The organism is Shewanella sp. JNE2 (genome assembly GCF_023159115.1).
Taxonomy (GTDB): Bacteria; Pseudomonadota; Gammaproteobacteria; order Enterobacterales; family Shewanellaceae; genus Shewanella; species Shewanella putrefaciens.
The window spans coordinates 3,614,429-3,639,735 of record NZ_CP096169.1 but is presented as its reverse complement, the minus strand read 5'-3'; the positions used below and the strand labels follow the sequence as shown (position 1 = coordinate 3,639,735).

General features: G+C 44.8%; 17 protein-coding genes. 11 read left to right on the top strand and 6 right to left on the bottom strand.

Going from position 1 to position 25,307, the window contains the following annotated elements; all coding sequences use genetic code 11:
• The first annotated feature begins 107 nt into the window (after positions 1–107).
• Both chrA and MZ182_RS16305 read left to right on the top strand, forming a co-directional pair.
• Positions 108–1,259 carry a chromate efflux transporter gene (gene chrA, locus MZ182_RS16310; RefSeq protein ID WP_011788269.1) on the top strand — a complete coding sequence of 384 codons (1,152 nt, stop codon included), beginning with the start codon at positions 108–110 and terminating at the stop codon, positions 1,257–1,259.
• A gap of 135 nt (positions 1,260–1,394) precedes the next feature.
• Entirely contained in the window at positions 1,395–3,059 is a 1,665-nt protein-coding gene (locus tag MZ182_RS16305) for a methyl-accepting chemotaxis protein (RefSeq protein ID WP_011788270.1), read from the top strand.
• Positions 3,060–3,134: 75 nt separating this feature from the next.
• On the opposite strand, the gene fdhF is transcribed toward MZ182_RS16305, so the two are convergent.
• Positions 3,135–7,409: a formate dehydrogenase subunit alpha gene (gene fdhF, locus MZ182_RS16300; RefSeq protein WP_248069417.1), complete on the bottom strand. Its 4,275-nt coding sequence runs from the start codon at positions 7,407–7,409 to the stop codon at positions 3,135–3,137.
• 496 nt (positions 7,410–7,905) lie between these two features.
• On the opposite strand from fdhF, the gene prfB reads away from it, so the two are divergent.
• The 3 genes from prfB to MZ182_RS16285 all read left to right on the top strand — a co-directional run bounded on the left by prfB (position 7,906) and on the right by MZ182_RS16285 (position 12,088).
• A protein-coding gene (gene prfB, locus MZ182_RS16295) for a peptide chain release factor 2 (protein ID WP_014611215.1) occupies positions 7,906–9,004 on the top strand; the annotation gives its coding sequence in 2 pieces (ribosomal slippage) (positions 7,906–7,980 and positions 7,982–9,004; 1,098 coding nt in all).
• Between the two features lie 29 nt (positions 9,005–9,033).
• Positions 9,034–10,536 (top strand): lysine--tRNA ligase, encoded by a 1,503-nt coding sequence (gene lysS / locus MZ182_RS16290; protein ID WP_011788273.1) that lies wholly within the window; start codon positions 9,034–9,036, stop codon positions 10,534–10,536.
• Positions 10,537–10,714: 178 nt separating this feature from the next.
• Positions 10,715–12,088, top strand: coding sequence for an IS4-like element ISSpu9 family transposase (locus MZ182_RS16285; protein ID WP_014610643.1), 1,374 nt, complete (start codon positions 10,715–10,717; stop codon positions 12,086–12,088).
• 58 nt (positions 12,089–12,146) lie between these two features.
• On the opposite strand, the gene MZ182_RS16280 is transcribed toward MZ182_RS16285, so the two are convergent.
• Positions 12,147–12,485, bottom strand: coding sequence for a DUF2846 domain-containing protein (locus tag MZ182_RS16280; protein ID WP_264302499.1), 339 nt, complete (start codon positions 12,483–12,485; stop codon positions 12,147–12,149).
• Between the two features lie 461 nt (positions 12,486–12,946).
• Between MZ182_RS16280 and pbpG the strand changes: the two genes are divergently transcribed.
• Positions 12,947–13,915, top strand: coding sequence for a D-alanyl-D-alanine endopeptidase (gene pbpG / locus MZ182_RS16275; RefSeq protein WP_248069880.1), 969 nt, complete (start codon positions 12,947–12,949; stop codon positions 13,913–13,915).
• A 52-nt stretch (positions 13,916–13,967) separates the two neighbouring features.
• Here pbpG and MZ182_RS16270 read toward each other — a convergent pair whose 3' ends face one another.
• From MZ182_RS16270 to MZ182_RS16260, 3 genes are all read right to left on the bottom strand, one after another.
• Entirely contained in the window at positions 13,968–15,341 is a 1,374-nt protein-coding gene (locus MZ182_RS16270) for an IS4-like element ISSpu9 family transposase (protein ID WP_014610643.1), read from the bottom strand.
• 127 nt (positions 15,342–15,468) lie between these two features.
• Complete coding sequence (locus MZ182_RS16265; protein ID WP_011919890.1) at positions 15,469–17,034, bottom strand: S41 family peptidase; 1,566 nt, start codon at positions 17,032–17,034, stop codon at positions 15,469–15,471.
• A 241-nt stretch (positions 17,035–17,275) separates the two neighbouring features.
• On the bottom strand, positions 17,276–18,157 hold the full coding sequence (locus MZ182_RS16260) for a phospholipase A (protein ID WP_248069501.1): 882 nt from the start codon (positions 18,155–18,157) through the stop codon (positions 17,276–17,278).
• Between the two features lie 438 nt (positions 18,158–18,595).
• On the opposite strand from MZ182_RS16260, the gene cobA reads away from it, so the two are divergent.
• The 5 genes from cobA to cysC all read left to right on the top strand — a co-directional run bounded on the left by cobA (position 18,596) and on the right by cysC (position 24,338).
• Positions 18,596–19,429 carry a uroporphyrinogen-III C-methyltransferase gene (gene cobA / locus MZ182_RS16255; RefSeq protein ID WP_248069499.1) on the top strand — a complete coding sequence of 278 codons (834 nt, stop codon included), beginning with the start codon at positions 18,596–18,598 and terminating at the stop codon, positions 19,427–19,429.
• A gap of 65 nt (positions 19,430–19,494) precedes the next feature.
• Positions 19,495–20,403 carry a sulfate adenylyltransferase subunit CysD gene (gene cysD / locus MZ182_RS16250; RefSeq protein ID WP_011788279.1) on the top strand — a complete coding sequence of 303 codons (909 nt, stop codon included), beginning with the start codon at positions 19,495–19,497 and terminating at the stop codon, positions 20,401–20,403.
• A gap of 82 nt (positions 20,404–20,485) precedes the next feature.
• On the top strand, positions 20,486–21,928 hold the full coding sequence (gene cysN / locus MZ182_RS16245) for a sulfate adenylyltransferase subunit CysN (protein ID WP_248069506.1): 1,443 nt from the start codon (positions 20,486–20,488) through the stop codon (positions 21,926–21,928).
• A gap of 3 nt (positions 21,929–21,931) precedes the next feature.
• Positions 21,932–23,656: an SLC13 family permease gene (locus MZ182_RS16240; protein ID WP_011788281.1), complete on the top strand. Its 1,725-nt coding sequence runs from the start codon at positions 21,932–21,934 to the stop codon at positions 23,654–23,656.
• A gap of 64 nt (positions 23,657–23,720) precedes the next feature.
• Positions 23,721–24,338 (top strand): adenylyl-sulfate kinase, encoded by a 618-nt coding sequence (cysC, locus tag MZ182_RS16235; protein WP_011788282.1) that lies wholly within the window; start codon positions 23,721–23,723, stop codon positions 24,336–24,338.
• A 57-nt stretch (positions 24,339–24,395) separates the two neighbouring features.
• Here the strand turns inward: cysC and MZ182_RS16230 are convergent, their stop codons facing one another.
• Positions 24,396–25,235 (bottom strand): TIGR03899 family protein, encoded by an 840-nt coding sequence (locus tag MZ182_RS16230; protein WP_011919885.1) that lies wholly within the window; start codon positions 25,233–25,235, stop codon positions 24,396–24,398.
• Positions 25,236–25,307: the final 72 nt, after the last annotated feature.

The following is a 25,307-nucleotide window of genomic DNA, read 5'->3' as shown; positions in this document are numbered from 1 at the left end:
TCGGTGACGTCAGTGGCATCTTTTATGTATTTCATCAAAATGTCTTTTTAGTGACATACTCTTTAATACGTTAGGTCAACACTTTAGGCATAGACGGACCACATATCATGTTGCAAATTTTCCTGCGTTTTTTGATCTTAGGTTTGATGAGTTTTGGTGGGCCTGCCGCTCATATTGGGTATTTTCGACACACTTTTGTGAATGAACTGGGGTGGCTCGATGATAAGCGTTATGCCAGTTTTGTTGCGTTAAGCCAATTCATGCCTGGACCGGGCTCTAGCCAAGTGGGTTTTGCTATTGGTTATCAAAGAGGAGGGCTCATTGGTGCGCTAGCCGCTTTTGTCGGATTTACCCTACCTTCTTTCATCTTGATGTATTTACTTGCTGTCACGACAGCCGCTTGGCTGAGCAACCATTATATGCAGGGCATGATCCACGGGCTGAAATTGATGGCCGTTGTGGTGGTAGCAGACGCAGTACTTACCATGTTTAAACAGTTTTGCCAGCGTAAAATCGCTCAGATGTTAATGCTGTTCAGCGCCGCCGCTATTCTGATCGCCCCCTTTATGTGGACACAAATAGGGGTGTTACTACTTGCAGCTATTTTGGGCGTACGTTTACTGAGTGCTCAGGATGGGAATGAGCAGAATCCTATAGCCCCCATTCGCTTAAATTACTTCTATCTATTGTTATTTGTCGCTTTGCTTATCGGTAGCTTTTTTGCAGTGAATATGGGACCCGAAGCATGGGTTTTTGGCGAGTTCTACCGCGTGGGTAGCCTTGTGTTTGGTGGGGGGCATGTTGTGCTGCCTCTACTTGAAACCGCCGTTGGCGACACGCTTAGCAGTGATCGATTTTTAACGGGATACGCTTTCGCACAGGCAGTCCCTGGACCTATGTTTAGCTTTGCTAGCTTTCTTGGCGCCGAGGTGATGTTAGACAATCCCTTTATCGGGGCTTGTATTGCGACAGCCGCCATTTTTTTACCCGGATTTTTATTGATGTTGGTGGGGCTGAAAAGTTGGCATGCCATTGCCGCAAGACCCAAAATCGCTGGTGCAATCGCGGGGGTAAATGCTTGTGTTGTGGGACTGCTGGCGGCTGCACTTTATCAACCTGTTTTTAGCCAAGCTGTGTTATCAGGGCAAGATATGGCCTTGGTATTGCTCGGTTTTGGTGCATTGAAGCTATTTAAACCCCCTGTGTTATTTTTAGTTTTAGGCTTTTGCATCTTTGGCATAGTGACTACCTCTTTGTGATAAGTTAGTCAGTTAAAAGGTACTTTTACAAAATTTATGTAGATTTGTTATCTTCGACGCTTAGAAATTGCCCAGTTTTAGCTATACTTCGCACATACAACAATTATAAGTTTTATCCCCCCGGAGTAATTAAGCATGTCGAATTTTAGTTTGCGCAATAAATTACTATTGTTATCTCTGTTTCCCCTGATCTTAACTTTACTGATATTGATGTCTGTTTCTTACTATGTCGAGAAAGAGGCACTTGATGATGAAGTGGTTACCTTTAAAACTAAACTCGTTGGTGAACGTAAACAACAAATAAAAGAAGCGACGGAAATTGCCGCAGGAATAGTGCAATACCAGATATCTTTAAAAGATCAAGGTAATGTCAATCAAGCCCTGCGGGATATTCGTTTTGGTAGCGCAGGGTATTTCTTTATATACGACTCTAAAGGTAAAAATATTTTCCATGCCCTGCTACCCGCACTGGAAGGGCAAGATAAAATTGACATGACAGACCCCCGCGGAACCAAAATTATTGTCGGTTTGCTTAATGCTGCACAGCGAGGTGATGGTCACTTTTCCTATTACTATCAAAAGCCTAATACTAACGAACAAATTGAGAAACTCAGTTATGTGACTATGGTGCCCGGCACGGATTGGATGTTAGGAACGGGGGCTTATATTGATGATATCGAAGCGGTAGTCGAAGATTATCGCATCACAGTGACAGAGCAAATGGTGGATAAATCCTATGGGCTGCTACTCATTGCACTGTTACTCACGGGGTTTACAGCCTTTATCATCATGATAGCCGCACACCGTATGGTGGTGCCCATTCAAAAAATGGCTGAAAATCTAAATGATATTGCTAAGGGTGAAGGCGATTTAACTAAGCGCCTTCTCGTAAAAGGCGAAGATGAAATTGCCCAATTAGGCCAATCCTTTAACCTCTTTGTTGATAAACTGCAGACTATTATTGGGGATGTAGCGAGTGCGACCACGAAAGTAAAAGAGGCGGCGAATGCGATTCACGATCAAACCAAAGTGATGTCAAGCCAGCTTATCAGCCATAACAATGAAACCGATCAAGTGGTGACAGCCATCACTGAGATGTCTTCCACTGCCAGTGAAGTTGCGCAAAATACCACGCAAGTGGCAGAAGCGACTCAAGCTGCCACGGGGGATGTTGCTAATGCTCAACGCTGTGTTGATGCTTCCCTAGAAGAAATCGCAGGTTTGATGGAGCAAATTAATCACGCGGCGGGCAGCATTCAATCTTTAAGTGAGCAATCCCAGAAGATTAACAGTGTGCTTTCGGTCATTGGTGGTATTGCTGAACAAACCAACCTGTTAGCATTAAACGCAGCAATTGAAGCGGCCCGTGCTGGTGAGCAGGGTAGAGGTTTTGCTGTGGTGGCCGATGAAGTGCGTAATCTCGCCAGCCGTACTCAGGCTAGCACTTTAGAAATTAACGAGATGTTATCTGCGCTGCATAAACTTGTCGCCCAAGCGGTGAAAACGATGGAGGACAGCCAACAAAGTTGTGTGCGTTCGGTAGCGTCTTCCCGTGCTATCTCTGAAAGTTTAGGTTCTGTGACTTCTGCGGTAACGGCCATTAATGATATGAGTACTCAAATTGCGACTGCGGCTACTGAGCAAAGCTCTGTTACCGAGGAAATTAACCGCAATGTATATGCTATTCAAGAAATTGTGAACGAGTTGCTCCATTCTAGCCAAGATGCGGCCAGAATTAGTCAAACCGTATCGCAGGAGGGGACTAACTTAGGTAAATTAGTCGGACAGTTTAAGATTTAACCCTTCAGTCAATTGATAAGCATAAAAACGGGAGACATCTTATCTCCCGTTTTTTATTCGGCGCTTAAAATTGATTTAGCCGCAACTCGTTACCTTTTCTGCTTTGACTGCACACACTTTATATTCGGGAATATAAGCAACAGGATCAAGGGCATTGATGGTGAGCTTATTGGCTGCCGCTTCGACAAAATGGAAGGGGAGGAATAACACCCCCACTTGGGCGCGTTTAGTCACAAAGGCATCAATTTCAATCTCACCACGGCGTGTCGTGAGTTTAATTTTATCGCCATTACTAATCCCGAGCCTCTCGGCATCGTAGACGGAAATCATCACCTTAGGTGAGCCGAGTAAATCGAGTCCTGGTGTTTTACGCGTTAATGTACCTGTATGGAATTGCTCCAATAATCGTCCAGTTGAAAGCGTTAGTGGATATTCACTACAGGGCATTTCGGCGGGTAAGCGGTAACTGACAGGCGTAAATTTGCCTAAGCCGCGTGTAAATTGGTTTTGGTGCATAATGGGGGTTCCGGGATGGTCTTCATCTGGACAGGGCCATTGAATACCTTGAGGAAAGTCACCATTATCCTGCTGACTTAATCGTTGCCAACGAATACCACGATACTGTGGTGTTAATTCATTAATTTCATGCCATATATCTTCTTCGTGGATGTAATTCCAATTCGCGCCCATCGCGTTAGCAATTTTCTGCACAATCTGCCAATCAGGCAATGCTACCCCTGGTGCGGGCATAGCTTGCTCAAGCCGCTGAACCCGTCGTTCTGTGTTAGTAAAGTGACCGCGTTTTTCCACAAAAGAGGCGGCTGGCAATACGACATGAGCTAGTTCTGCGGTTTCAGTTAGAAAGATATCCTGCACCACGAGAAAATCTATTTGGTTAAGCGCTCTTAGCACATGGGCTTGATCTGGGTCGCTTAATACTGGATTTTCCCCCATTACATATAACGCCTTGATTTTCCCTTTGGAAATATCATGCATCATATGGGTTGCTGTAACACCAATCTCACCAGAGAGCGGAGTTTGCCAATAGGCCTCAAAGCGCATTTTGGCATGAATATCGGTCACTTTTTGATAGCCAGTAAAATAGTTAGGTAGTGCGCCCATATCACAAGCACCCTGCACATTACTTTGGCCACGTAGGGGGTTAATCCCCGCCCCTTTGATACCTATATTGCCACACAAGAGTTGCAGGTTAGAAATAGCGGTAACATTGTCATGCCCTGTGGTGTGCTGAGTGATCCCCATTGCATAGTAAATAGCTGTTTTTTCAGCGGTGCCGATGATGCGTGCGAGTTGGGCAATTTCACTTGCATTAACGCCAGTGATAAGTGCGGCGTTTTCTAGGGAGTAATCATCCTTAGCAAGCTCCGCGTATAGTGCGTCCACACCTTCTGTGCGCTCGGCAATATAGGTTTTATCATGCCATTCGTTACGAATGATTTCCGCCATAATAGCATTGAGTAGCATCACATCCGTGCCGGGCCTTTGGGCGACATAGAGTTCAGCGTTATCGGCAATAGCGACACGTTTAGGATCGGCAACGATTAATCTTGCCCCATGTAATGTCACCGCCTGCTTTATCTTGGACGCAATAATGGGGTGCGCGCTGGTGGTATCTGAACCTAAAATAAAAATGACATCAGAGTCTTGGATGCTCGGAATATCATTGGTCATCGCGCCGCTGCCAATACTTTGTTGCAGGCCTGTGACGGTTGATGAGTGGCACAGGCGGGCGCAGTGGTCGATATTGTTGGTGCCAAGTACACTACGGACAAACTTTTGCAGTACAAAATTATCTTCGTTTGTGGCCTTCGCGGAGGCGAGACTGGCCAGCGCATTGCTGCCATATTGTTGCTTTATATCGGTCAACTTTTTGGCGATATAGTCAATAGCCTCCTGCCAAGAACAAGGCTGAAGTTGTCCGTTTTTACGGATGAGTGGAGTGGTCAGGCGTTTTTCGCTGTGAATAAAATCGAAACCAAAACGGCCTTTAACACACAACATACCTTGGTTAACGACAGAGTCCTTATTACCTTCGATATGACGGATGCGATGGGTATTTTCATCGATTTTGAGGTCGAGTCTGCATCCAACACCACAGTAAGTACAGATAGTGGAAGCGGTTTTGAGTGATGTCTTATCCCCTTGGCGTTTGTCTCGGGCGTCAACTAAGGCACCTGTAGGGCAAACTTGGACGCAATTACCACATTGAACACATTGGCTATCCGCCATGGATGCACTAAAGCCGACTCTGGGGGCGCGGCGTTCTTGGGTCAGATCTTCCGTTTGGGGGAGTGCTTGGTAAGAATCATAGGCAAATTGAATGACGCAGTGCCCACTTTGTTGGTTGCACGCATCCACACATTTACCGCAACTGATACAGCGATTGGCATCAAATTGGATAAAAGGGCTTGATTTATCAACCACAAATTGACGAGCAAAATCGGTGTTTAGTTGTTTTGATTCAACTTTGTAGTCAGTCGCATAATCTCTTAGTTTGCAATTTGTATTGGCCTGACAGGCACATTCTAAACAGCGTGCCGCCTCTTGCATGGCCGCATCAGGTGCGAATCCTAGTTCTACCTCACTGTAATTCAGGAGCCGTTGTACAGCGGTTAACTCGGGCATTTTTAAGCGTGCCTGACGCTGAATATTAGGATAAAGATCCTGTGCTATTTGATCTTGTTTACTATTGTGACTAACCGCTTTAGATGAACTAAATTCACCGCTATACAGTTCGCAGCTTAGCCCTTGTTTCAACATTTTATCAATGGCTTGTGCCGCTTTGTGTCCATCACCAATGGCGGCAACAGCGGTGGCTGGGCCTCGGCGAGAATCGCCAATCACAAACAGTTTTTCAATACCCGCGGACATAGTGTGTTCACAGCCGATAAAGGTATTCCAACGGCTAAGAGCAATTTCTCCTTGGCTTAAATGACTCGCAGGATCCTGCAGAAAACTCATATCTGGGGTTTGTGATACCGCGGCTATCACAGTATCAAAGTCTTGGGTAAAGGTTTCCCCCGTATTAATCGGTGCTCGCCTGCCTGAAGCATCGGCTTCACCAAGTGCCATTTTAGCAAAGGTGACCGCGCAGACATGGCCATCTGCATCACTATGGTTTTCAATCGGATTCGTTAAGAAGTGAAATTTGACCCCTTCAACTTCAGCTTCATGGACTTCATAGGCTTCTGCAGGCATTTCAGCACGGGTACGACGATAGATTAAAGTGACATCGCAGCCTTCACGTACTGCAGTGCGAGCGCAATCGATAGCGGTATTTCCTCCACCAATGACGGCTACTTTTTTGCCTAGTGGTAACGATTTTTCGAGGCAATGGTCTTTTAAATAATCCACGCCTAAATAACATCCCTTAAGCGTACTACCGGGATAATCCATCGGCACGGCTTTTTGGGCGCCAATAGCAAGGCAGATGGCATCAAAATCTTTAGCTAATTGGGTTAGATGTACCTCATGCCCTAAGCGGGTTTGAGTGTGTATCATTAATCCGTTACGGCAAAGTAAGTCTATTTCTTTGTCTAATATCGCTTTGGGTAAACGGTATTCAGGAATACCGTAACGTAGCCAGCCGCCCGCTTGGGGCATTGCTTCAAATATCTCAACGCTATGCCCTTGATTTGATAAATAGTATCCAGCACTTAATCCCGCAGGACCCGCTCCGATAATGGCGACCCTTTTACCCGTTTCAGCTTGGCGTTCAGGGACGTAACTCATACCACCATTTTCACCTTCTGCTAAATCTAAATCGGCAGCGTGACGTTTTAATTGGCGAATGGCGATAGGTTCATCGACACTTCCTCGCCGACATTCGGCCTCGCAGAATGCTGGGCAGACACGGCCAATAGATAAGGGTAATGGCAAGGTTTGTTTAATAACTTTAATGGCTTGCGTATGGTTACCTTGGGCAATGTGATATAAATAGCTCTGCACATCGACACCCGCTGGGCAGGCCTGCTGGCACGGTGCCTCACAATCGGCAAAGTGGTCGCTTAGGATATTGTTGAGTGCTTGCTTACGCTTTTTACTAAGGTAGGCTGATTGAGTGATTACCCGCATTCCCATCTCAACGGGTGTTTCACAAGCCCGTACGCAACGAAGGCTTGCATCGGCATTTTCAATTTGAACCACGCATAAGTTACAGGCTTGTTTATCATCATGTTTTTGATTGTGTTTATCTGTAACTAATTGCTGTGAGGCCGCGTTTTGATCGCATAGGCTGGGGATGGTTATCCCTGCATTATGTGCTGCTTGCAGTAGTGTGTTGTTTGGGTTAACCAACAGCACTTGGTCATCAATTTGAAGTTCTATCATCCCATGGCCTTTTATATTTTGTAGGGAACTTGGCTGCTATCGCGCGAGGCTGCAGGCATAGGTTGATTTGAGTATACCTAGGGTAGTTTTGAAGATGCTTATGTACGCAGCAAGTTTAAGATGGAATTGCTGCATTAATCACAAACTGATTTAAGACTGTGCAGTGCAAGGTTTGTACTGAGTGTTGATTGTGATGCTCTTAGCAAAAAATCGTGTTTTAAATACTATCCCCCTTGATATTCGGCACATTTTCTTAAAAGACTTAGGGTCACTTGAGCAGATCTTGATACCTAGCTCAGGGAATGCTTAGCCAAAATTAATTAAGATCACAGTGTTAACTGACTTATCGAGCACAAAATTTAACCTCGAAACATCAACACGTCCTAGGCTTACTGGCGTTGTTAGGTTAAAATGCGCGGTCGCAAATACTGTTAATCACCGCCTCCTTTAATGGGAAATCAATTAAAGCGGCCAAATAAAGTGAAGTTGAAAATTCATGTTTGAAGTTAATCCAGTAAAATTCAAAATTAAGGAGCTTGCCGAGCGTACGCAGCTTCTTAGGGGGTATCTTTGACTACGATGCTAAACATGAGCGTCTAGAAGAAGTTACCCGTGAGCTTGAAAGTTCCGATGTGTGGAACGAGCCTGAGCGCGCCCAAGCCCTAGGCAAAGAGCGTGCAAGCCTCGAAGCCGTAGTAAAAACAATCGACGATATGGACTCAGGTCTTGAGGATGTCGAAGGGCTACTCGAGCTGGCCGTTGAAGAAGAAGACGAAGACACCTTCAATGAAACCACCAAAGAGCTGGATTATTTAGAAAGTCGCCTTGCTGATCTTGAATTTCGCCGTATGTTCTCTGGTCCACAGGATGCCTCAAACTGTTACTTAGACATTCAGTCGGGCAGTGGCGGTACTGAGGCTCAAGATTGGGCCAACATGGTACTGCGTATGTACCTACGTTGGGGTGAAGCCCATGGATTCAGCCCTGAATTGATGGAAGTGACCGATGGTGACGTGGCGGGCATTAAGGGTGCGACCATTAAATTCACTGGTGAATATGCTTTCGGTTGGTTACGCACCGAAACTGGCGTGCACCGTTTAGTGCGTAAATCGCCATTTGACTCTTCGGGTCGTCGCCACACGTCTTTCTGCTCGGTATTTGTTTACCCTGAGATTGATGATGATATCACCATCGATATCAACCCTGCTGACTTACGTATCGACGTATACCGCGCCTCGGGTGCGGGTGGTCAGCACGTTAACCGAACCGAATCAGCGGTACGTATTACCCACTTACCGACCAACACGGTAGTGCAGTGTCAGAACGATCGTTCACAGCACAAGAACAAAGATTCGGCGATGAAACAGTTAAAAGCCAAACTGTTCGAATTAGAAATGCATAAGCAAAATGCTGAAAAGCAAGCGGCCGAAGACGCTAAATCTGACATCGGCTGGGGCAGCCAAATTCGGTCCTATGTATTGGACGATTCCCGTATTAAAGACTTACGTACTAGCGTGGAGACGCGCAATACCCAAGCGGTACTCGATGGCGATCTGGACAAGTTTATCGAAGCCAGTTTGAAATCAGGGCTGTAATTAATTCAAAGGTATAGACGAGAAATAAGATGACTGAACAAGTACAAGATGAAAACAAACTGATCGCCGAGCGTCGTGCCAAGCTAGACAGCATTCGCCCGAATTGTAGCGCTAATGCTCACCCTAATACGTTCCGTCGCACCCACAAAGCGGCAGAGTTGCAGGAAAAATACGGTCAAAACACTAAGGAAGAACTCGAAGCCTTAGGTTTTAGAACCAGCATTGCTGGTCGTATCATGGCAAAACGTGGCCCATTCCTCGTAATTCAAGACGTGTCTGGTCGTATCCAAGCTTACGCTGAAAAGGGCGTTCAAGCGGATCTGAAGGATCGTTACCAAGGTCTGGATATCGGTGACATCATCGGCGTAACTGGTCAGTTGCACTTGTCTGGTAAAGGCGATCTGTACGTCAATATGGAAGAGTACCAACTGCTGACCAAAGCACTGCGTCCACTGCCAGAGAAATTCCACGGCTTAACCGACCAAGAAACCCGTTACCGCCAACGTTATGTTGACTTAATCGTTAACGAAGAATCTCGTCAAGCCTTCGTGATGCGCTCAAAAGTGGTTGCAGCTATCCGTAACTTCATGATCAAAAAAGAGTTCATGGAAGTTGAAACCCCAATGATGCACGTGATCCCAGGCGGTGCTTCAGCCCGTCCATTTATCACGCACCACAATGCGCTGGACATGCCAATGTACCTGCGTATCGCGCCAGAGCTATACCTCAAGCGTTTAGTGGTCGGTGGTTTTGAGCGTGTGTTTGAAATCAACCGTAACTTCCGTAACGAAGGTCTGTCGCCACGCCATAACCCAGAATTCACTATGATGGAATTCTATATGGCTTACGCTGATTACAAAGATCTGATGGACTTAACCGAAGAACTGTTAAGCTCAATCGCGATCGAATTGTTAGGCAGTGCGCAAATGCCATACGGCGAGCACACCGTTGATTTCGGCGGCCCATATGCCCGTCTGAGCATGTTAGAAGCGATTCAGAAGTACAATCCTGATAACGCGACTATCCAAGCCATGACCTACGAGCAAGTGAAAGATCTCGAATTCATGCGTGAATTGGCTATCAGCCTAGGTATCAAGATCGAGAAGTTCTGGACCTGTGGTCAGCTATTAGAAGAAATCTTCGGTGAAACTGCTGAATGGCAATTAATGCAACCGACCTTCATCACTGGCTACCCAGCGGACATTTCGCCACTGGCACGTCGTAACGATGACAATCACTTCATCACCGACCGTTTTGAATTCTTCATCGGTGGCCGTGAAGTAGCTAACGGCTTCAGCGAGTTAAACGATGCTGAAGACCAAGACAGCCGCTTTAAAGCGCAGGTTGATGCAAAAGACGCGGGTGACGATGAAGCCATGTTCTACGATGCAGACTACATCACTGCACTGGAACACGGTTTACCACCAACAGCGGGTCAAGGTATCGGTATCGACCGTTTAGTGATGTTATTCACTAACACTCATACAATCCGTGATGTGATCCTATTCCCTGCAATGCGCCCACAAGCCTAAGTGATTTATTGGGTTGCAGATAAAACCTGCGACCCAATTTGCATTGGATAAATATAAAAACCAGCCTTTTGGCCTGTCTTTTATACAGAAGTCCCTCATATGATATGAGGGATTTTTTTTGAACTAAATTCTTGGCTCACGATCAGATCTTTAACGGCTTTAATTGAGGCTCCCTGAGATGATAAAAAGCAATAATGATTGGGCTGAAGAACAATTTGGTCATGCTAAACTTGGTGACCCAAGAAGAACGGCTAGGCTCGTAAAAATGGCGTCAGACTTAGCTCAGCATCCCGGTAAGTCGGTAGTAAAATCGTCACCTTCACCAGCAAGTATGGAGGGCGCTTACCGGTTTATTCGAAACGATAATGTATCAGCAGACGATATTGCTGAAGCCGGTTTTCGTGCGACAGTCAATCAAGCCCACCGTTACCCCCTCCTTCTCGCTATTGAAGATACAACCACCTTAAGCTACAAGCATCGCTCTATTCGAGCGGACTTAGGACATGTGAACCAAGGTAATCGTTATCGAGGTCTGCTTGCCCATAGTATTTTGTTGTTTGCTCCTGAAACTCTTGACGTTGTTGGATTGATTGAACAACACAGATGGACCAGAGACATCAAGACTCGAGGTATCCGCCGTGAGAATTTAAAACGACCTTACGAAGAAAAAGAAGGTTATAAATGGGAAAGTGCATCACGTAATATGGCTGCACGTCTAGGAACCGCGATGGCTAACGTGATATCGGTTTGTGATCGTGAAGCCGACATCTACGATTATCTCCTTTACAAGATAGCGAACCAACAACGTTTTGTTGTGCGGTCAATGATGAGTCGTCATATAGAAGAAGGTTCAGATAAGCTTTATCATTTTGCATCAGAGCTTAACAGTGTGAAACAACGCCAAATCCAGATAGCTCAAAGGGGCGGTCGTAAAGCTCGAGAAGTCACGCTGGATGTTAAATATGCGGCAGTAACGTTAAAAACCCCGGCTAACAAAAAAGGCTCCCCCATTTCTCTGAACTATGTGGGTTGCTCCGAAGTCGGTGATGAAGAGAAGACGCTCAATTGGCATATTCTGACCAATGAGCCAGTAAACAGTGCCGAAGATGCTTTAAAAATTATCGGTTATTACGAGAAGCGCTGGCTGATTGAGGAGTATCATAAGGTCTGGAAAAGTGAAGGGACCGGAGTTGAAGACCTTCGAGTACAGAGCAAAGATAACTTAGATAGATTAGCGACTATTTATGCCTTTTTAGCGGTAAGGATCTTCCAATTGAAATTTGCCAATGAGCAAATCGAAGACATTAGCAGTGAGAAAATCTTGTCACCAAGAGCGTGGAAGTTACTTTGGCTTAAAAGAATAAAGACGCCACCTCCAGAGGAAGTACCCACTGCAAAATGGGCATATGAGCACCTGGCAAGGCTTGGTGGTTGGAAAGACAGTAAAAGAAATGGAAGAGCATCAGTAAAGACGCTCTGGGAAGGATGGCTCAAATTGCAAGCAATCCTTGAGGGTTACGAACTTGCTCTGTCTCTTGAACAGGACTTGTGATCAAGAGACAGGCCTTTTGGCTGGTTTTTATATGGGCGATTCAAGGGGGAACTAATGACTATTTTGCTAATTTACATTCTTGAATGTTTTTCATCCCTTCGGCATCAGAGACGGCTTTTAGTCCTGCACCGCCTACAAATACACCCATTTTGATATATTGCTCAAAGAAGTCGTTTTTACCGCCTTCTGTTGAAACTTTTAAATCGTTTTCACTAAACTCAGATTCAGTTGAAAGCGTTTGCTCGCCAGGTTCAACTTCTTTGTAGAAAAATACCTTATTGGCTGATTCACCAATCATTTCACCATTGATATAAATGTTTTTCTTGAGTGCTTGTCCGACAAAACTATTACGGTAAATATAAATTCCTGTTTTATTGTCAGCCGGTTTTTTCGCGATATAACTTACGTTGTATCAAAGTACTATGGGGGATGTTGTAAATTTTAATCTGGTGTTGATTTTTGTTTTATTGTTGTTGGGTAGAGTGATTACTAAGATGCCTTGACGGTGTTTGGTTGATTTCAGGCTGGCAACAGATGATTGATTTGCAAAAATTAATCTTTACTCATGTAAAAGTTAAAAAATTATTAATAATTTTTACATTGAAGTATTTAACTTTTAAAGTGCTGTTTTGTAGCATTAATCTCTAATCTAGTTCAAAAGTATGATTTTGAGTACTTTTAAATGCGAAATTTATAATAGGTTAAGCTGGTGTGTGAACTATGGCGCTAGATGGAAATTGCTGATATCACAGATAAAAGTTTAGTTTCATTCTATTCCTTTCTGCATATACCTCTTATACTTGGGCAAGCCGCGTGCGTTAGCACATGTGATCCTTTTCTATTTTTAGTGAAACTTAAATGAAGATCAGATCTTTACTCAGTAGTTTTATCTTTGTCTGCAGCAGTTGTACTGTTGCCGCGACAGCATATTGTGCCGAATCGGCCTCTGTCACTACGAAAAGTACCACTTCTAAATCATCTGCCTCAGCAAAGCCTGTTTTAAATAAACAAGAAGTCGCGGCGAACAGTGCTTTGGTGGTTGATCTCAAAACCAATGAGGTCCTTTATTCGAGTAATCCTAATGCTGTTATGCCAATAGCCTCTGTGACTAAATTAATGACGGCTATGGTGACGTTAGATGCCAAATTGCCAATGGATCAGAAGCTCGCTGTTAATATTAGCGATACCAAAGAAATGCGTGGTGTTTACTCTCGGGTACGCATCGGTAGCGAAATTACCCGTAAAGAGATGTTGTTGTTGACCTTGATGTCTTCAGAAAATCGCGCCGCTGCAAGCCTTGCTCATCATTATCCCGGTGGACATAAGGCCTTTATTAAGGCGATGAATGCCAAAGCGAAAGCATTAGGTATGAAAAATACTCGTTATGTTGAACCGACGGGCTTATCTCATAAAAATGTGTCTAGTGCGAGCGATCTTATCGTTCTGCTTAAAGCGAGTGAGAAATACCCTATGCTTGGTGAGTTGAGTGCCACAGAGAAGAAAACGGTGACGTTTGGCAAACCTAAGTACAGTTTAGATTTTCGTAATACAAATCGCTTGGTTTACAAAGATAACTGGAATATTCATCTTACAAAAACGGGCTTTACCAATGCCGCAGGCCATTGCTTAGTGATGCGTACTGAAATGGCAAAACGTCAAGTGGCTTTTGTTGTGCTTGATGCCTATGGCAAATATACCCATCTAGCCGATGCAAACCGTTTACGTAATTGGTTAGAAACGGGTAAGGTAACACCGATACCTACAGAAGCTAAGCAGTATAAAAAACAGCGAAGTACTCAGCAGATAGCCAAGGTCAGTGGGACCTAGTCTTACATTGCATTGGGTCGTTGATAAAACCAGCTAATTGCCTGTCTCTTGATCACAAGTCCTGTTCAAGAGACAGAGCAAGTTCGTAACCCTCAAGGATTGCTTGCAATTTGAGCCATCCTTCCCAGAGCGTCTTTACTGATGCTCTTCCATTTCTTTTACTGTCTTTCCAACCACCAAGCCTTGCCAGGTGCTCATATGCCCATTTTGCAGTGGGTACTTCCTCTGGAGGTGGCGTCTTTATTCTTTTAAGCCAAAGTAACTTCCACGCTCTTGGTGACAAGATTTTCTCACTGCTAATGTCTTCGATTTGCTCATTGGCAAATTTCAATTGGAAGATCCTTACCGCTAAAAAGGCATAAATAGTCGCTAATCTATCTAAGTTATCTTTGCTCTGTACTCGAAGGTCTTCAACTCCGGTCCCTTCACTTTTCCAGACCTTATGATACTCCTCAATCAGCCAGCGCTTCTCGTAATAACCGATAATTTTTAAAGCATCTTCGGCACTGTTTACTGGCTCATTGGTCAGAATATGCCAATTGAGCGTCTTCTCTTCATCACCGACTTCGGAGCAACCCACATAGTTCAGAGAAATGGGGGAGCCTTTTTTGTTAGCCGGGGTTTTTAACGTTACTGCCGCATATTTAACATCCAGCGTGACTTCTCGAGCTTTACGACCGCCCCTTTGAGCTATCTGGATTTGGCGTTGTTTCACACTGTTAAGCTCTGATGCAAAATGATAAAGCTTATCTGAACCTTCTTCTATATGACGACTCATCATTGACCGCACAACAAAACGTTGTTGGTTCGCTATCTTGTAAAGGAGATAATCGTAGATGTCGGCTTCACGATCACAAACCGATATCACGTTAGCCATCGCGGTTCCTAGACGTGCAGCCATATTACGTGATGCACTTTCCCATTTATAACCTTCTTTTTCTTCGTAAGGTCGTTTTAAATTCTCACGGCGGATACCTCGAGTCTTGATGTCTCTGGTCCATCTGTGTTGTTCAATCAATCCAACAACGTCAAGAGTTTCAGGAGCAAACAACAAAATACTATGGGCAAGCAGACCTCGATAACGATTACCTTGGTTCACATGTCCTAAGTCCGCTCGAATAGAGCGATGCTTGTAGCTTAAGGTGGTTGTATCTTCAATAGCGAGAAGGAGGGGGTAACGGTGGGCTTGATTGACTGTCGCACGAAAACCGGCTTCAGCAATATCGTCTGCTGATACATTATCGTTTCGAATAAACCGGTAAGCGCCCTCCATACTTGCTGGTGAAGGTGACGATTTTACTACCGACTTACCGGGATGCTGAGCTAAGTCTGACGCCATTTTTACGAGCCTAGCCGTTCTTCTTGGGTCACCAAGTTTAGCATGACCAAATTGTTCTTCAGCCCAATCATTATTGCTTTTTATCATCTCAGGGAGCCTCAATTAAAGCCGTTAAAGATCTGATCGTGAGCCAAGAATTTAGTTCAAAAAAAATCCCTCATATCATATGAGGGACTTCTGTATAAAAGACAGGCTAATTGCTGGTTTTTTATTGTCAGTTAACTGAATGGGCTAGCTTGGATTTTAACCCATGTTGAGTTGGCTTGGATGTTGATGTTTTCACTAAACTCACTAACCCCTGCCATTCAATATCATGATTTAGGGGCAATGAAATATCAGGTTCAGTCCCTTTACCAGAGAGCAATTGCCCTTTGGAGTCATAGGTTAGAGAACTGCTTAATCGGACATTTAATCTACTGTTAGGTAAGGTAAAGTGGTATTGCCGAGCAAAGTCACCAGAGGTTCTCTCACCGACCAAATTAACTCTCGACCAAGTTTTAGTACGATGAGCTATCCACTCACATTCTTGTCGACAACGGGGCCCTATCAGTAACACTAGTTGGTTATTTCCAGTCGCTTCTACATCTGGTTTAGTGCGAGCAAACCAAGGACTGAATTTGTCTTTATCGGTTTGCGGTAAATAGCGAGTGAGTATTTTAAGTTTTGGCGCACTGAATCCTAAGGATTCTAAAGGTTTAAAATTTAGCGGTTGTAGGTAATCGTTTCTGAACGCTGCCGAGCGTCGATAGTGAGCAAACCCCATGATGCTTGAGGAGAACTGTCGAGTGCTAAGTGGCGTATTACCAGATTCAATATCTTGATAGCGTGATAGCATGGTAAGCAATTTAGGGCTAAAGCCACTCGCTTCCCTTAGATCGATTACTAATAATGCCTGTTCCATACCTTTGAGCAGCTCTTGTTGTAGCTCTTTATCTAATTCGAAGGTATATAGATCGTCGATTTTAAGCCTTGCTGTAGTTGTGTTGATACTTTCTAACTTATAAACGGATTGAGATGATATTGTGGGGGATGATTTGGTGAGTGGGGTTAGAAACGCATCAAAAACCAGTGGTAATGTTTCATTATCCTTATCAACGATTGGTGCAGGTTGATTTTTTTGTTTAGGGGCTAATGCCATCGTAACCTGCTGTGTTTGTAGATTGTCATTCATTAAAGTGACGACCACATAAGGTTTAAGACTAAGCCCTAAATCCTCCCGCAATAGGTTGAGTTTTTTAAGCCAAGGTAGCTGCATTTCTTGGCTATCTTTCGATGGCTCGGGTAAGTAGGCTTGACTTGCCGATATCCATTTGTTCATAGGTAAGCCATCAATGTGGCTTATAAAGGGAAAATTAGAATTAATCGGACTATTTTTAGTATCTAAAGCAAGCCATTGTTCATTTATGGGCCTGAGTGTTAAAGGTAAATCTCCGCTCTTATCTTCAAAATTTAGCACTTGAGCACCAGGATCTTTGATGCGATTGAGTAGCTTAGTGACTTCAGCCGCAAAACGATCATTGGAGACAATATCTTGATATTGTTCAGCAATATAGGCTGCAGTATCAGTCAATAGTTGAGCCATATCATTGGGTTTAAGGGCATAGAAAGCGGAGTATTGCTCAATTTGACTCAGCAAAACATAGAGGTCTTGGCGTACTTCCTGAGCACTCAATTCTGGAGTTCGTTCTTGTTCTGGCATAGCAAAAATCGCGAGCCTAATTAAGCTCGCGATAATGATAACTGTCAGAAAACTAACAATAGTCCGATAGTTAAAACCCATACTCCTCCGTGATCTTACAATGCCTTTTACTGCTAAAAAGGTGAGCGACTATCGGTGGAAATTCGATTATTTTCAATGAAAATCATATTATCCATCCTTTGGAGCTAGCCCGATTGAGCAATCTAACAGCAGATTGGTTGAGTCAGTATGAAATTATGGCTAATTTTTGTACTTCGTCACTTTATACCCATCGCATTGAATATCTCACCGCTGAATAAACAGAGAGTTAATATTATGGGTATTAGAGGATGTCATTAAGCGAAATCCCTATTCCAATACGTTGGTTGTGATAGTTGTAGTCGATTAAACTTTCTCCATAGCCATTAAAATATTGGGTATACAGACGTAAATTCCCCACTATTGGATAGCTCCACGTGAGCTCTGCTGAGCCGCGATCGATATCTTGTAGATTGCTTCTGAGGGTGAGGGTGAATCTGTGTTCATCAACGCCATAAACACCGATAAATTCGGCATTGCCTACATAGTCTTCAATATTTGGGTTGTCATCACCGCTTGCCTGATAGGGATCGGTTTTTTCATCTTCGGGAATACGCCACCAAATTTTGGTCGCGAAAGCGAGTGGACCGGCATCAAAAATCATGGTGCCATAAATCCGATTCCAGCTTCGAGAAAGTAGGCCAGATTTACCATTAGATTGATGTACCACACCAAAACCCCAAAAAGAATTGGTCACACTGCCAATTTTCCAATCGTTATTAAACAGCATAAATATTTCGGGTTCGTGATTGGTTTCGCGAAAGGGTGAAGAGGTTTCTTTGTTATACACTTGCCAATAGGATTGATTGGTATAAGCAAAGAATAGATGCCCATTGTCACCAAATACGTTGTACCAAACCGGAAATTTAAAGCTTATCTGAAACTTAGCCTCAAATTTATCTAAGGTATAGGGATCTTGAGCCATTTCTTCAAGAAAAGGAGCAATATTAGGATCAGGATTATAGGTCGCTGGCAGTAAATAATTGACATGATGCGGGGTGATCACAAATGGACGTTCTGCAGTGGCAAGTTCATCTTTAACGCGTCCTTCTACCAATGATTCTGCATTTAGCCCTGAGCACATTAGCAATCCTATTAACGGGATATTTTTATAAAACAGATTCATTTACCCTCCTTGATGTGTTTGTTGATCGTACTTGTAACGCTCGATTTGTCAGCTTAACACTAGTTAATGAATTTACGGTGATTGGTTGAAGGAACTGTTAGTTGCATCTGCATCAGTTGGGTTAAGCAAAAGTGAGTTTTCCTCAAAATATGACATTTAGGTAGAATTTTTCGCACTAACATAGTGCCAAAATGATGGATATACCCTTGTCACAATAGCGTTTACCATGAATGCTGTAAATTAAAAATCATTTAAATTTAGTGTGTTACCTAATCTCTACTTGTATTTTATTTTAAATAGACCTGTTTTTCCGTTGTTGCTCCCTAATGATGATATTAGTTATATTCCTAAATGATATAAAAACTAATAATTATCTATTTATTATGGAATATAAGACGCGCTATATTTCTACAGACTAAAGTGATCTTGGGGATTCTGATGGAAATTTTCTCTTTACCGGGCCAAGCGGCCAAAGGCAAAGTCTGGCTGGTGGGGGCTGGTCCCGGTGACGTTGAGTTATTGACGTTAAAGGCATGGCGTATCCTTAAAACCGCCGATGCAGTGCTATACGACGCTTTAGTCAGCCAAGATATCCTCGATCTTATTCCCAAAGACGCTGAGAAGATTGCTGTAGGTAAGCGTGCGGGCAAGCATAGCGCCGCACAGGACGAGATTAATCAGTTACTCGTCACTAAAGCCTATACCCGTAAAAATGTGGTTCGCCTTAAAGGTGGCGATCCTTTTATTTTCGGCCGCGGGGGGGAAGAGTTACAAACTTTAGTTGATGCTGGGGTGGAGTTTGAAGTCATCCCCGGCATTACCGCCGCCAGCGGCACGTCAGCCTATGCGGGAATTCCCCTAACCCATAGAGATCATGCCCAAGGCGTCACTTTTATCACTGGCCATTGTCAGTTAGAGAGTCGCCCTATGGACTGGCAAGGTTATGCTAATCCCAACAATACCTTAGTCGTGTATATGGGGATTCTGAACGCCAGCATTATTCGCCAAGGTTTAGTCGATGCGGGCCGAAGCCCAGAAACACCCGTGGCGATAGTGTCAAAGGCAACCACTAAAGAGCAACGTCGTTTTATCGGCCGTTTAGGTGAGCTTGAACAGCTTGCCGCCGATCCAGACTTACACATGCCAGCCTTGATGATCATAGGTGAGGTCGTCACGCTTTCTGAGACGCTCAATTGGTTCATACCTGAATCCATCGACAACGCACAATACCAACATGAACTGACTCAGACTGCAAAAGTATCGATAAATTAGCAAATTATAAAATTAAGTAATCATGCTGTATCAATGCAGCAAATTTTAGGTAAACGGAGAATAGTATGGCCGGGCGTGAACTAAGCCACTTACAACAACTGGAAGCTGAGAGCATCCAGATCATTCGTGAAGTTGCAGCCGAATTCGATAATCCTGTGATGTTGTATTCCATCGGGAAAGATTCTTCCGTTATGTTGCACTTAGCGCGTAAAGCCTTTTATCCGGGCAAGATCCCGTTTCCGTTGCTGCATGTCGATACGGGTTGGAAATTCAAAGAGATGATCGCGTTTCGTGATACGCAGGCAAAGAAATTTGGCTTCGAGTTACTGACGCACATTAACCCAGAAGGTTTGGCGCAGGGGATTAACCCCTTCGACCATGGCAGTGCGAAACACACTGACATCATGAAAACCCAAGGTTTAAAGCAAGCACTTAACCAATATGGTTTCGATGCGGCTTTCGGTGGGGCTCGTCGCGATGAAGAAAAATCTCGCGCCAAAGAGCGCGTGTATTCTTTCCGCGACCGTCACCATAGATGGGATCCTAAAAACCAACGTCCAGAACTGTGGCGCACCTATAACGGTGCAGTGAACAAGGGCGAAAGTATTCGCGTGTTCCCGTTATCTAACTGGACTGAGCTGGATATTTGGCAATATATCTATCAAGAAAACATTGAGTTAGTGCCTCTGTACTTTGCAGCTAAACGTAAAGTGGTTGAGCGCGGTGGTCAGTTAATCATGGCCGATGACGAGCGGATGCAATTAGCCGAAGGCGAGCAGATTAAAGAAGAAGTGGTACGTTTTAGAACCTTAGGTTGTTACCCACTCACGGCCGCCATGCATTCCGAGGCCGACAGTCTAGAGAAGATTATTGAAGAAATGCTGTTAACCCGTTCAAGCGAACGCCAGGGCCGATTGATCGACTCAGATCAAAGTGCCTCGATGGAGCAGAAGAAGCGTCAAGGCTACTTCTAATATCTTCAGGGTTAACCCTATTTCGCGAAGGTGGCGCTAGTCAGTGCGACCTTCAGCCAAGCAGATCAAGAGTGAGAATAAGATGGACAAAGCGGTCAATAAAACCAATCTCATGGCGGCAGAAATTACCCTCCATGGTGTGAAAGAATATCTAGCCCTGCAGCAGCACAAAGGTTTACTGCGCTTTTTAACCTGTGGCAGTGTGGATGACGGCAAAAGCACTTTAATTGGCCGCCTGTTACACGATAGCGCGCAGATCTATGAAGACCAATTGGCGAGCCTTAAGAGCGACAGCGCTAAGATGGGCACCACAGGTGAAGCGATTGACTTAGCTTTGCTGGTGGATGGTCTGCAAGCCGAACGCGAGCAGGGCATTACAATCGATGTGGCTTACCGTTATTTTTCAAGTGATAAGCGCAAGTTCATCATCGCCGATACGCCAGGGCATGAGCAGTACACTCGCAATATGGCGACAGGTGCATCGACCTGTGATTTAGCGGTGATTTTAGTCGATGCCCGCTACGGCGTGCAGACTCAGACTAAGCGCCATGCGTTTATCGCGTCATTACTCGGTATTCGTCACTTTGTGGTTGCCGTGAATAAGATGGATTTGCTGGGGTTTGATGAGCAAGTATTCAATCGTATTCGTGCCGATTTTACGGATTTCGTTAAAGATTTCGGTAGTCTCGATATCCACTTCGTGCCCTTATCCGCGCTTAATGGTGACAACGTGGTTGAGCGCAGTACCCAAAGTGACTGGTATCAAGGCGGAACACTGCTTGAACTGCTAGAAACCATTGATACTCAACGCGAACTCAGTGCATTGCCCGTGCGTTTCCCTGTGCAATATGTGTCGCGTCCTCACTTAGATTTTCGCGGTTTTGCGGGCACGTTAGCCTCTGGCATCATCAAGGTCGGCGACGAGTTAGTCGCGTTGCCATCGGGTAAATGCAGCAAGGTTGAACGTATTGTCACCTTCGATGGTGATCTAGAGGAAGCGGTTGCAGGCCAGGCTGTGACTATCACGCTGGAAGATGAAATTGATATTTCCCGTGGCGATTTACTGGCAAAACCCGACTCAGCTCCCGCCGTCGCTAACCTGATCAGCGCTGATATAGTGTGGATGGATGAAAAGCCATTACAACTCGGTCAGTTATACGACATCAAAGTGGCCGGTAAGAAGACGCAAGCCTCTGTAACAGCTATCGATTATGTGGTTGATGTTAACACCTTAGCGCGCAGTGCGACGGACACGCTTGGGTTAAACGCGATTGCCCGTGTGACCTTAGAACTGACCGAAGACATAGTATTTGATGCCTATTCGTTAGTGCGTGATACGGGCGGAATGATCTTAATCGACCGTCTTACTAATGCGACGGTTGCCGCGGTGATGGTGGTGTCGGGTCAACATATTAACAAGCAAACAGCGTCACAATTTAGTGCCTTTGAAGTCGAGTTTAATGCCTTAGTGCGTAAACACTTCCCCCATTGGCAAGCGATAGATATCACTCAGCTTGGAGCTTAATTTGTGAGTGACTTGTGGCAATTAGCGATTATTTTGATAGGGCTTGTGGCTGGCTTAATTAGCGGCCGTATCAACCCAGCGGTATTGTTTTTATTTGCATTTTTGCTCTGTTATCTCTTGGGCATGGTTGCGCTCGATACCGCATTAACAAGCTTTACCAATATTGGCTTAGTCACACTTGTCCTGTTGGTGTTGGCCGCGACGGCGTTAGAAAAAACGTCCTTGCTGGGAAAGTTGAGTCAAGTCATAGGTAATAGTTCTTTGCCTATGACAATGGCAAAACTCGGTTTTTCGACGGCTTTGCTGTCGTCTTTCACTAACAACACTGCGGTGGTGGCATCGCTTATCGGTGTTGTGCGCCGCAATCAGGCACACGCGCCAGCTAAGCTATTGTTGCCACTAAATTATGCGGCAATTTTAGGCGGCACACTGACCCTGATTGGTACCTCGACTAACCTGATTGTGAACTCCTTTGTAGAAAACGCTGGTTTACCCGCCTTAGGGTTCTTCGAGTTTACGCCGGTGGCTGTGATTATTTTAGTGGCTGGAATGCTGTTACTGACCTTACTGGCGAATATTCTGCCTGATAGAAGAGAAGATTCAAACGAAGAAACGCTACCTTATTTGCTCGAAGCCCATGTGGCGAAAGGTTCGTCCTTGGTTGGTCGCAGTGTGGTGGATAACAAACTTAGGGCGCTGAAAAAGTTATATTTGGTTGAATTAGAACGCAGTGGCATTTGTATTTGCCCTGTGCCGCCCCAGTTAGTGCTACAAGCGGACGACGTGCTGCGTTTCAGTGGCGCGGTGGAATCGGTCGAGTTATTACACCAATTCGATGGTTTAGATTGGTTTGGTAAGCATCAAGCTAAGGGACAAAATTTAGTTGAAGCCGTACTCGCGCCATCATCTCGTTTAGTGGGCAGTTCGTTAAAAGCAACGCGTTTTCGTGAGCAGTTCGATGCGGCTGTGATGGCTATTCGCCGCGGAAATCATCCACTAAAGGGTGGGCTTGGTGACATAATCCTGCAACCTGGTGATGTGTTGTTATTGACACCAGGTGATGGTTTTAGTAATAGCGCAAAGCTAAGTTCAGAGTTTGCGGCGATCAGCGGTTTAGATTTGAATGTGCGTTTAGACAGTCATCGTGGTCGCTGGGTGTTGCTGGGCTTTGCGGCAACGATCGTCCTGAGTGTTACTGACGTATTGCCATTGGCTAAAGGTTTAGTGATATTGCTGCTGAGTTATTTTGCCATCGGCGCTGTCACACTGTCTGAGCTGAAACGCCGTTTTCCATTTGAACTTGTCATCATTGTTGGCAGTGCACTTGGTCTTGCTAATTTGATGATGAGTACAGGCCTTGCGAACAACTTAGCCCAAGGATTATTGAGTGTAATCAATGGTTATGGGGTCTTTGGTGCCTTTGTAGGTGTGTATTTTATGACCTTGTTACTGACTGAACTGGTGACCAATAACGCAGCGGCAGCGCTGGCGTTCCCTATTGCCTACGCGATTGCGCTTAATTATGGTGTCGATGCAAGACCCTTTATTATGGCGGTCGTCTTTGGTGCCAGTGCGAGCTTTATTTCACCCTATGGCTATCAAACGAACTTAATGGTGTTTAATGCGGGTAATTATCGCTTTAGTGACTTTGTCCGCCTTGGATTGCCGTTATCTGTGCTGTATTCCCTGATAGTGATATTTATGGTGCCGATCATCTTTCCATTTTAGTGATTAGCTTGTGTTTATAGCCCTTATGTTAGCGGTTAGTCAACATGGGGATTGAGGAGTTTTTATGACAAATATCGTGTGGCATCAACATCCTGTAGACCAAGCCGCCAGAGCCGAGCAGAAAGGTCAAAACCCTGTGCTACTTTGGTTTACCGGACTTTCTGGCGCGGGCAAGTCAACATTGGCTGGTGCATTAGAGCGGGCCTTATTTGAGGCGGGATTCCACACTTATTTGCTCGATGGCGATAATGTGCGCCATGGCCTGTGTAAAGACTTAGGGTTTACGGTTGAGGACCGTGACGAGAACCTGCGCCGTGTTGGCGAAGTGGCTAAATTGATGGTGGATGCGGGGCTTGTGGTGTTATCTGCTTTTATATCACCGACTCGCGAAGAACGTGATGGTATTCGCGCCCGTTTTCCTGCGGGGCAGTTCATTGAAGTGCATGTGTCGACGCCATTAAGTGTGTGCGAACAGCGGGATCCTAAGGGGTTGTACGTTAAAGCGCGCAGTGGCGAGATCAGCAATTTTACAGGGATTTCATCGCCCTATGAAGCACCACTGGCCGCGGAATTAACCATAGATACCAGCAAAGGTGATTTAGCGACCCAAGTGCGTGCCTTAATCGATTATTTAACTGCGATCAATGTCATCAATACCGATAAGACAAAGACAGTCGCTTAACATTTAGCCTTTACCTTGCTAAAAAGGAGCTTTTTGCTCCTTTTTAGGGCGTGATACCTATTCTATTTTGAAATCTTTGGCAAATAGTAGTTGCAGTGCTTTTACGTATTCTTGATCTGTTTTGGGTTGTACAAGTAAAGCCAGTTCATCACCTATGGGGGTTAAGCGATAATAAGTGAATAGTAAATGGCCGCTCTTAGGTGTTAACTTCATTTGAATACTAGGCATGGCAAATTGGATTGGGGTTTTGCTATTAAGAAGCCCAGTTTCAAACTCGCTACTGTGCAAAATACCCGCATCAACTAAGGTCAAAATACTGGAATAAGGCAGGCCAAATTGAGATAGGCCAAGATTTACTGTGGTGTTTTTTCTAAAGTATTGCCCAATCCCCCCAGATAACCGATAACCACTGATCAGTTTAAGACGTTGTTCATTATTCACTTTAGCCGCCATGCCAAGGGCTTTTTCAAGAATTTGTGCTTCCCTGTGGGTCAGTTGCTTGAGAAGCGCTAAGGTACGTAGACTGAAGTTTCCCGGATTCACTATCTCGCTCGACAATATCCGAGCCCACAAATCTTGCATCTTACGGTTATGGATTTGTTCCGCCATCAAGAAGAATTGATGACTCCAATCGGGATCGAGATCGACCCCAGTGACATCTGAGTGGGTGTAACTGAGGGCTAAGGCGAAAATGGTTTCCACATTGGCCTGATATTGGCTCGATAACTTGCGGGCTCTATGTTCTGCACGTTCGGCTATTGAAGCGTTCGCGGGGCGATATTCTTGCTCACTGGCGAGCCCTAATTGGCGACCGAGTAGCAGGGCTTTTTTGCGAGCGGATACCTCGGATGCTGACTCGCCTTCTTCTGCTAGCATTAAAATGTCTGAGTCCTTCATCCGAATCAATCCTTGTTTGTATGCTGATATAGGGAGTTAAGTGAATTGTCTTACCAAAGCTGATTTTGCTTA

What these genes read in the sequence shown, in the direction of transcription:
- chrA (WP_011788269.1), top strand. Translation starts at nt 108, where the DNA reads ATGTTGCAAATTTTCCTGCGTTTTTTGATCTTAGGTTTGATGAGTTTT.
- MZ182_RS16305 (WP_011788270.1), top strand. Translation starts at nt 1,395, where the DNA reads ATGTCGAATTTTAGTTTGCGCAATAAATTACTATTGTTATCTCTGTTT.
- fdhF (WP_248069417.1), bottom strand. Translation starts at nt 7,409, where the DNA reads ATGATAGAACTTCAAATTGATGACCAAGTGCTGTTGGTTAACCCAAAC.
- lysS (WP_011788273.1), top strand. Translation starts at nt 9,034, where the DNA reads ATGACTGAACAAGTACAAGATGAAAACAAACTGATCGCCGAGCGTCGT.
- MZ182_RS16285 (WP_014610643.1), top strand. Translation starts at nt 10,715, where the DNA reads ATGATAAAAAGCAATAATGATTGGGCTGAAGAACAATTTGGTCATGCT.
- pbpG (WP_248069880.1), top strand. Translation starts at nt 12,947, where the DNA reads ATGAAGATCAGATCTTTACTCAGTAGTTTTATCTTTGTCTGCAGCAGT.
- MZ182_RS16270 (WP_014610643.1), bottom strand. Translation starts at nt 15,341, where the DNA reads ATGATAAAAAGCAATAATGATTGGGCTGAAGAACAATTTGGTCATGCT.
- MZ182_RS16265 (WP_011919890.1), bottom strand. Translation starts at nt 17,034, where the DNA reads ATGGGTTTTAACTATCGGACTATTGTTAGTTTTCTGACAGTTATCATT.
- MZ182_RS16260 (WP_248069501.1), bottom strand. Translation starts at nt 18,157, where the DNA reads ATGAATCTGTTTTATAAAAATATCCCGTTAATAGGATTGCTAATGTGC.
- cobA (WP_248069499.1), top strand. Translation starts at nt 18,596, where the DNA reads ATGGAAATTTTCTCTTTACCGGGCCAAGCGGCCAAAGGCAAAGTCTGG.
- cysD (WP_011788279.1), top strand. Translation starts at nt 19,495, where the DNA reads ATGGCCGGGCGTGAACTAAGCCACTTACAACAACTGGAAGCTGAGAGC.
- cysN (WP_248069506.1), top strand. Translation starts at nt 20,486, where the DNA reads ATGGACAAAGCGGTCAATAAAACCAATCTCATGGCGGCAGAAATTACC.
- cysC (WP_011788282.1), top strand. Translation starts at nt 23,721, where the DNA reads ATGACAAATATCGTGTGGCATCAACATCCTGTAGACCAAGCCGCCAGA.
- MZ182_RS16230 (WP_011919885.1), bottom strand. Translation starts at nt 25,235, where the DNA reads ATGAAGGACTCAGACATTTTAATGCTAGCAGAAGAAGGCGAGTCAGCA.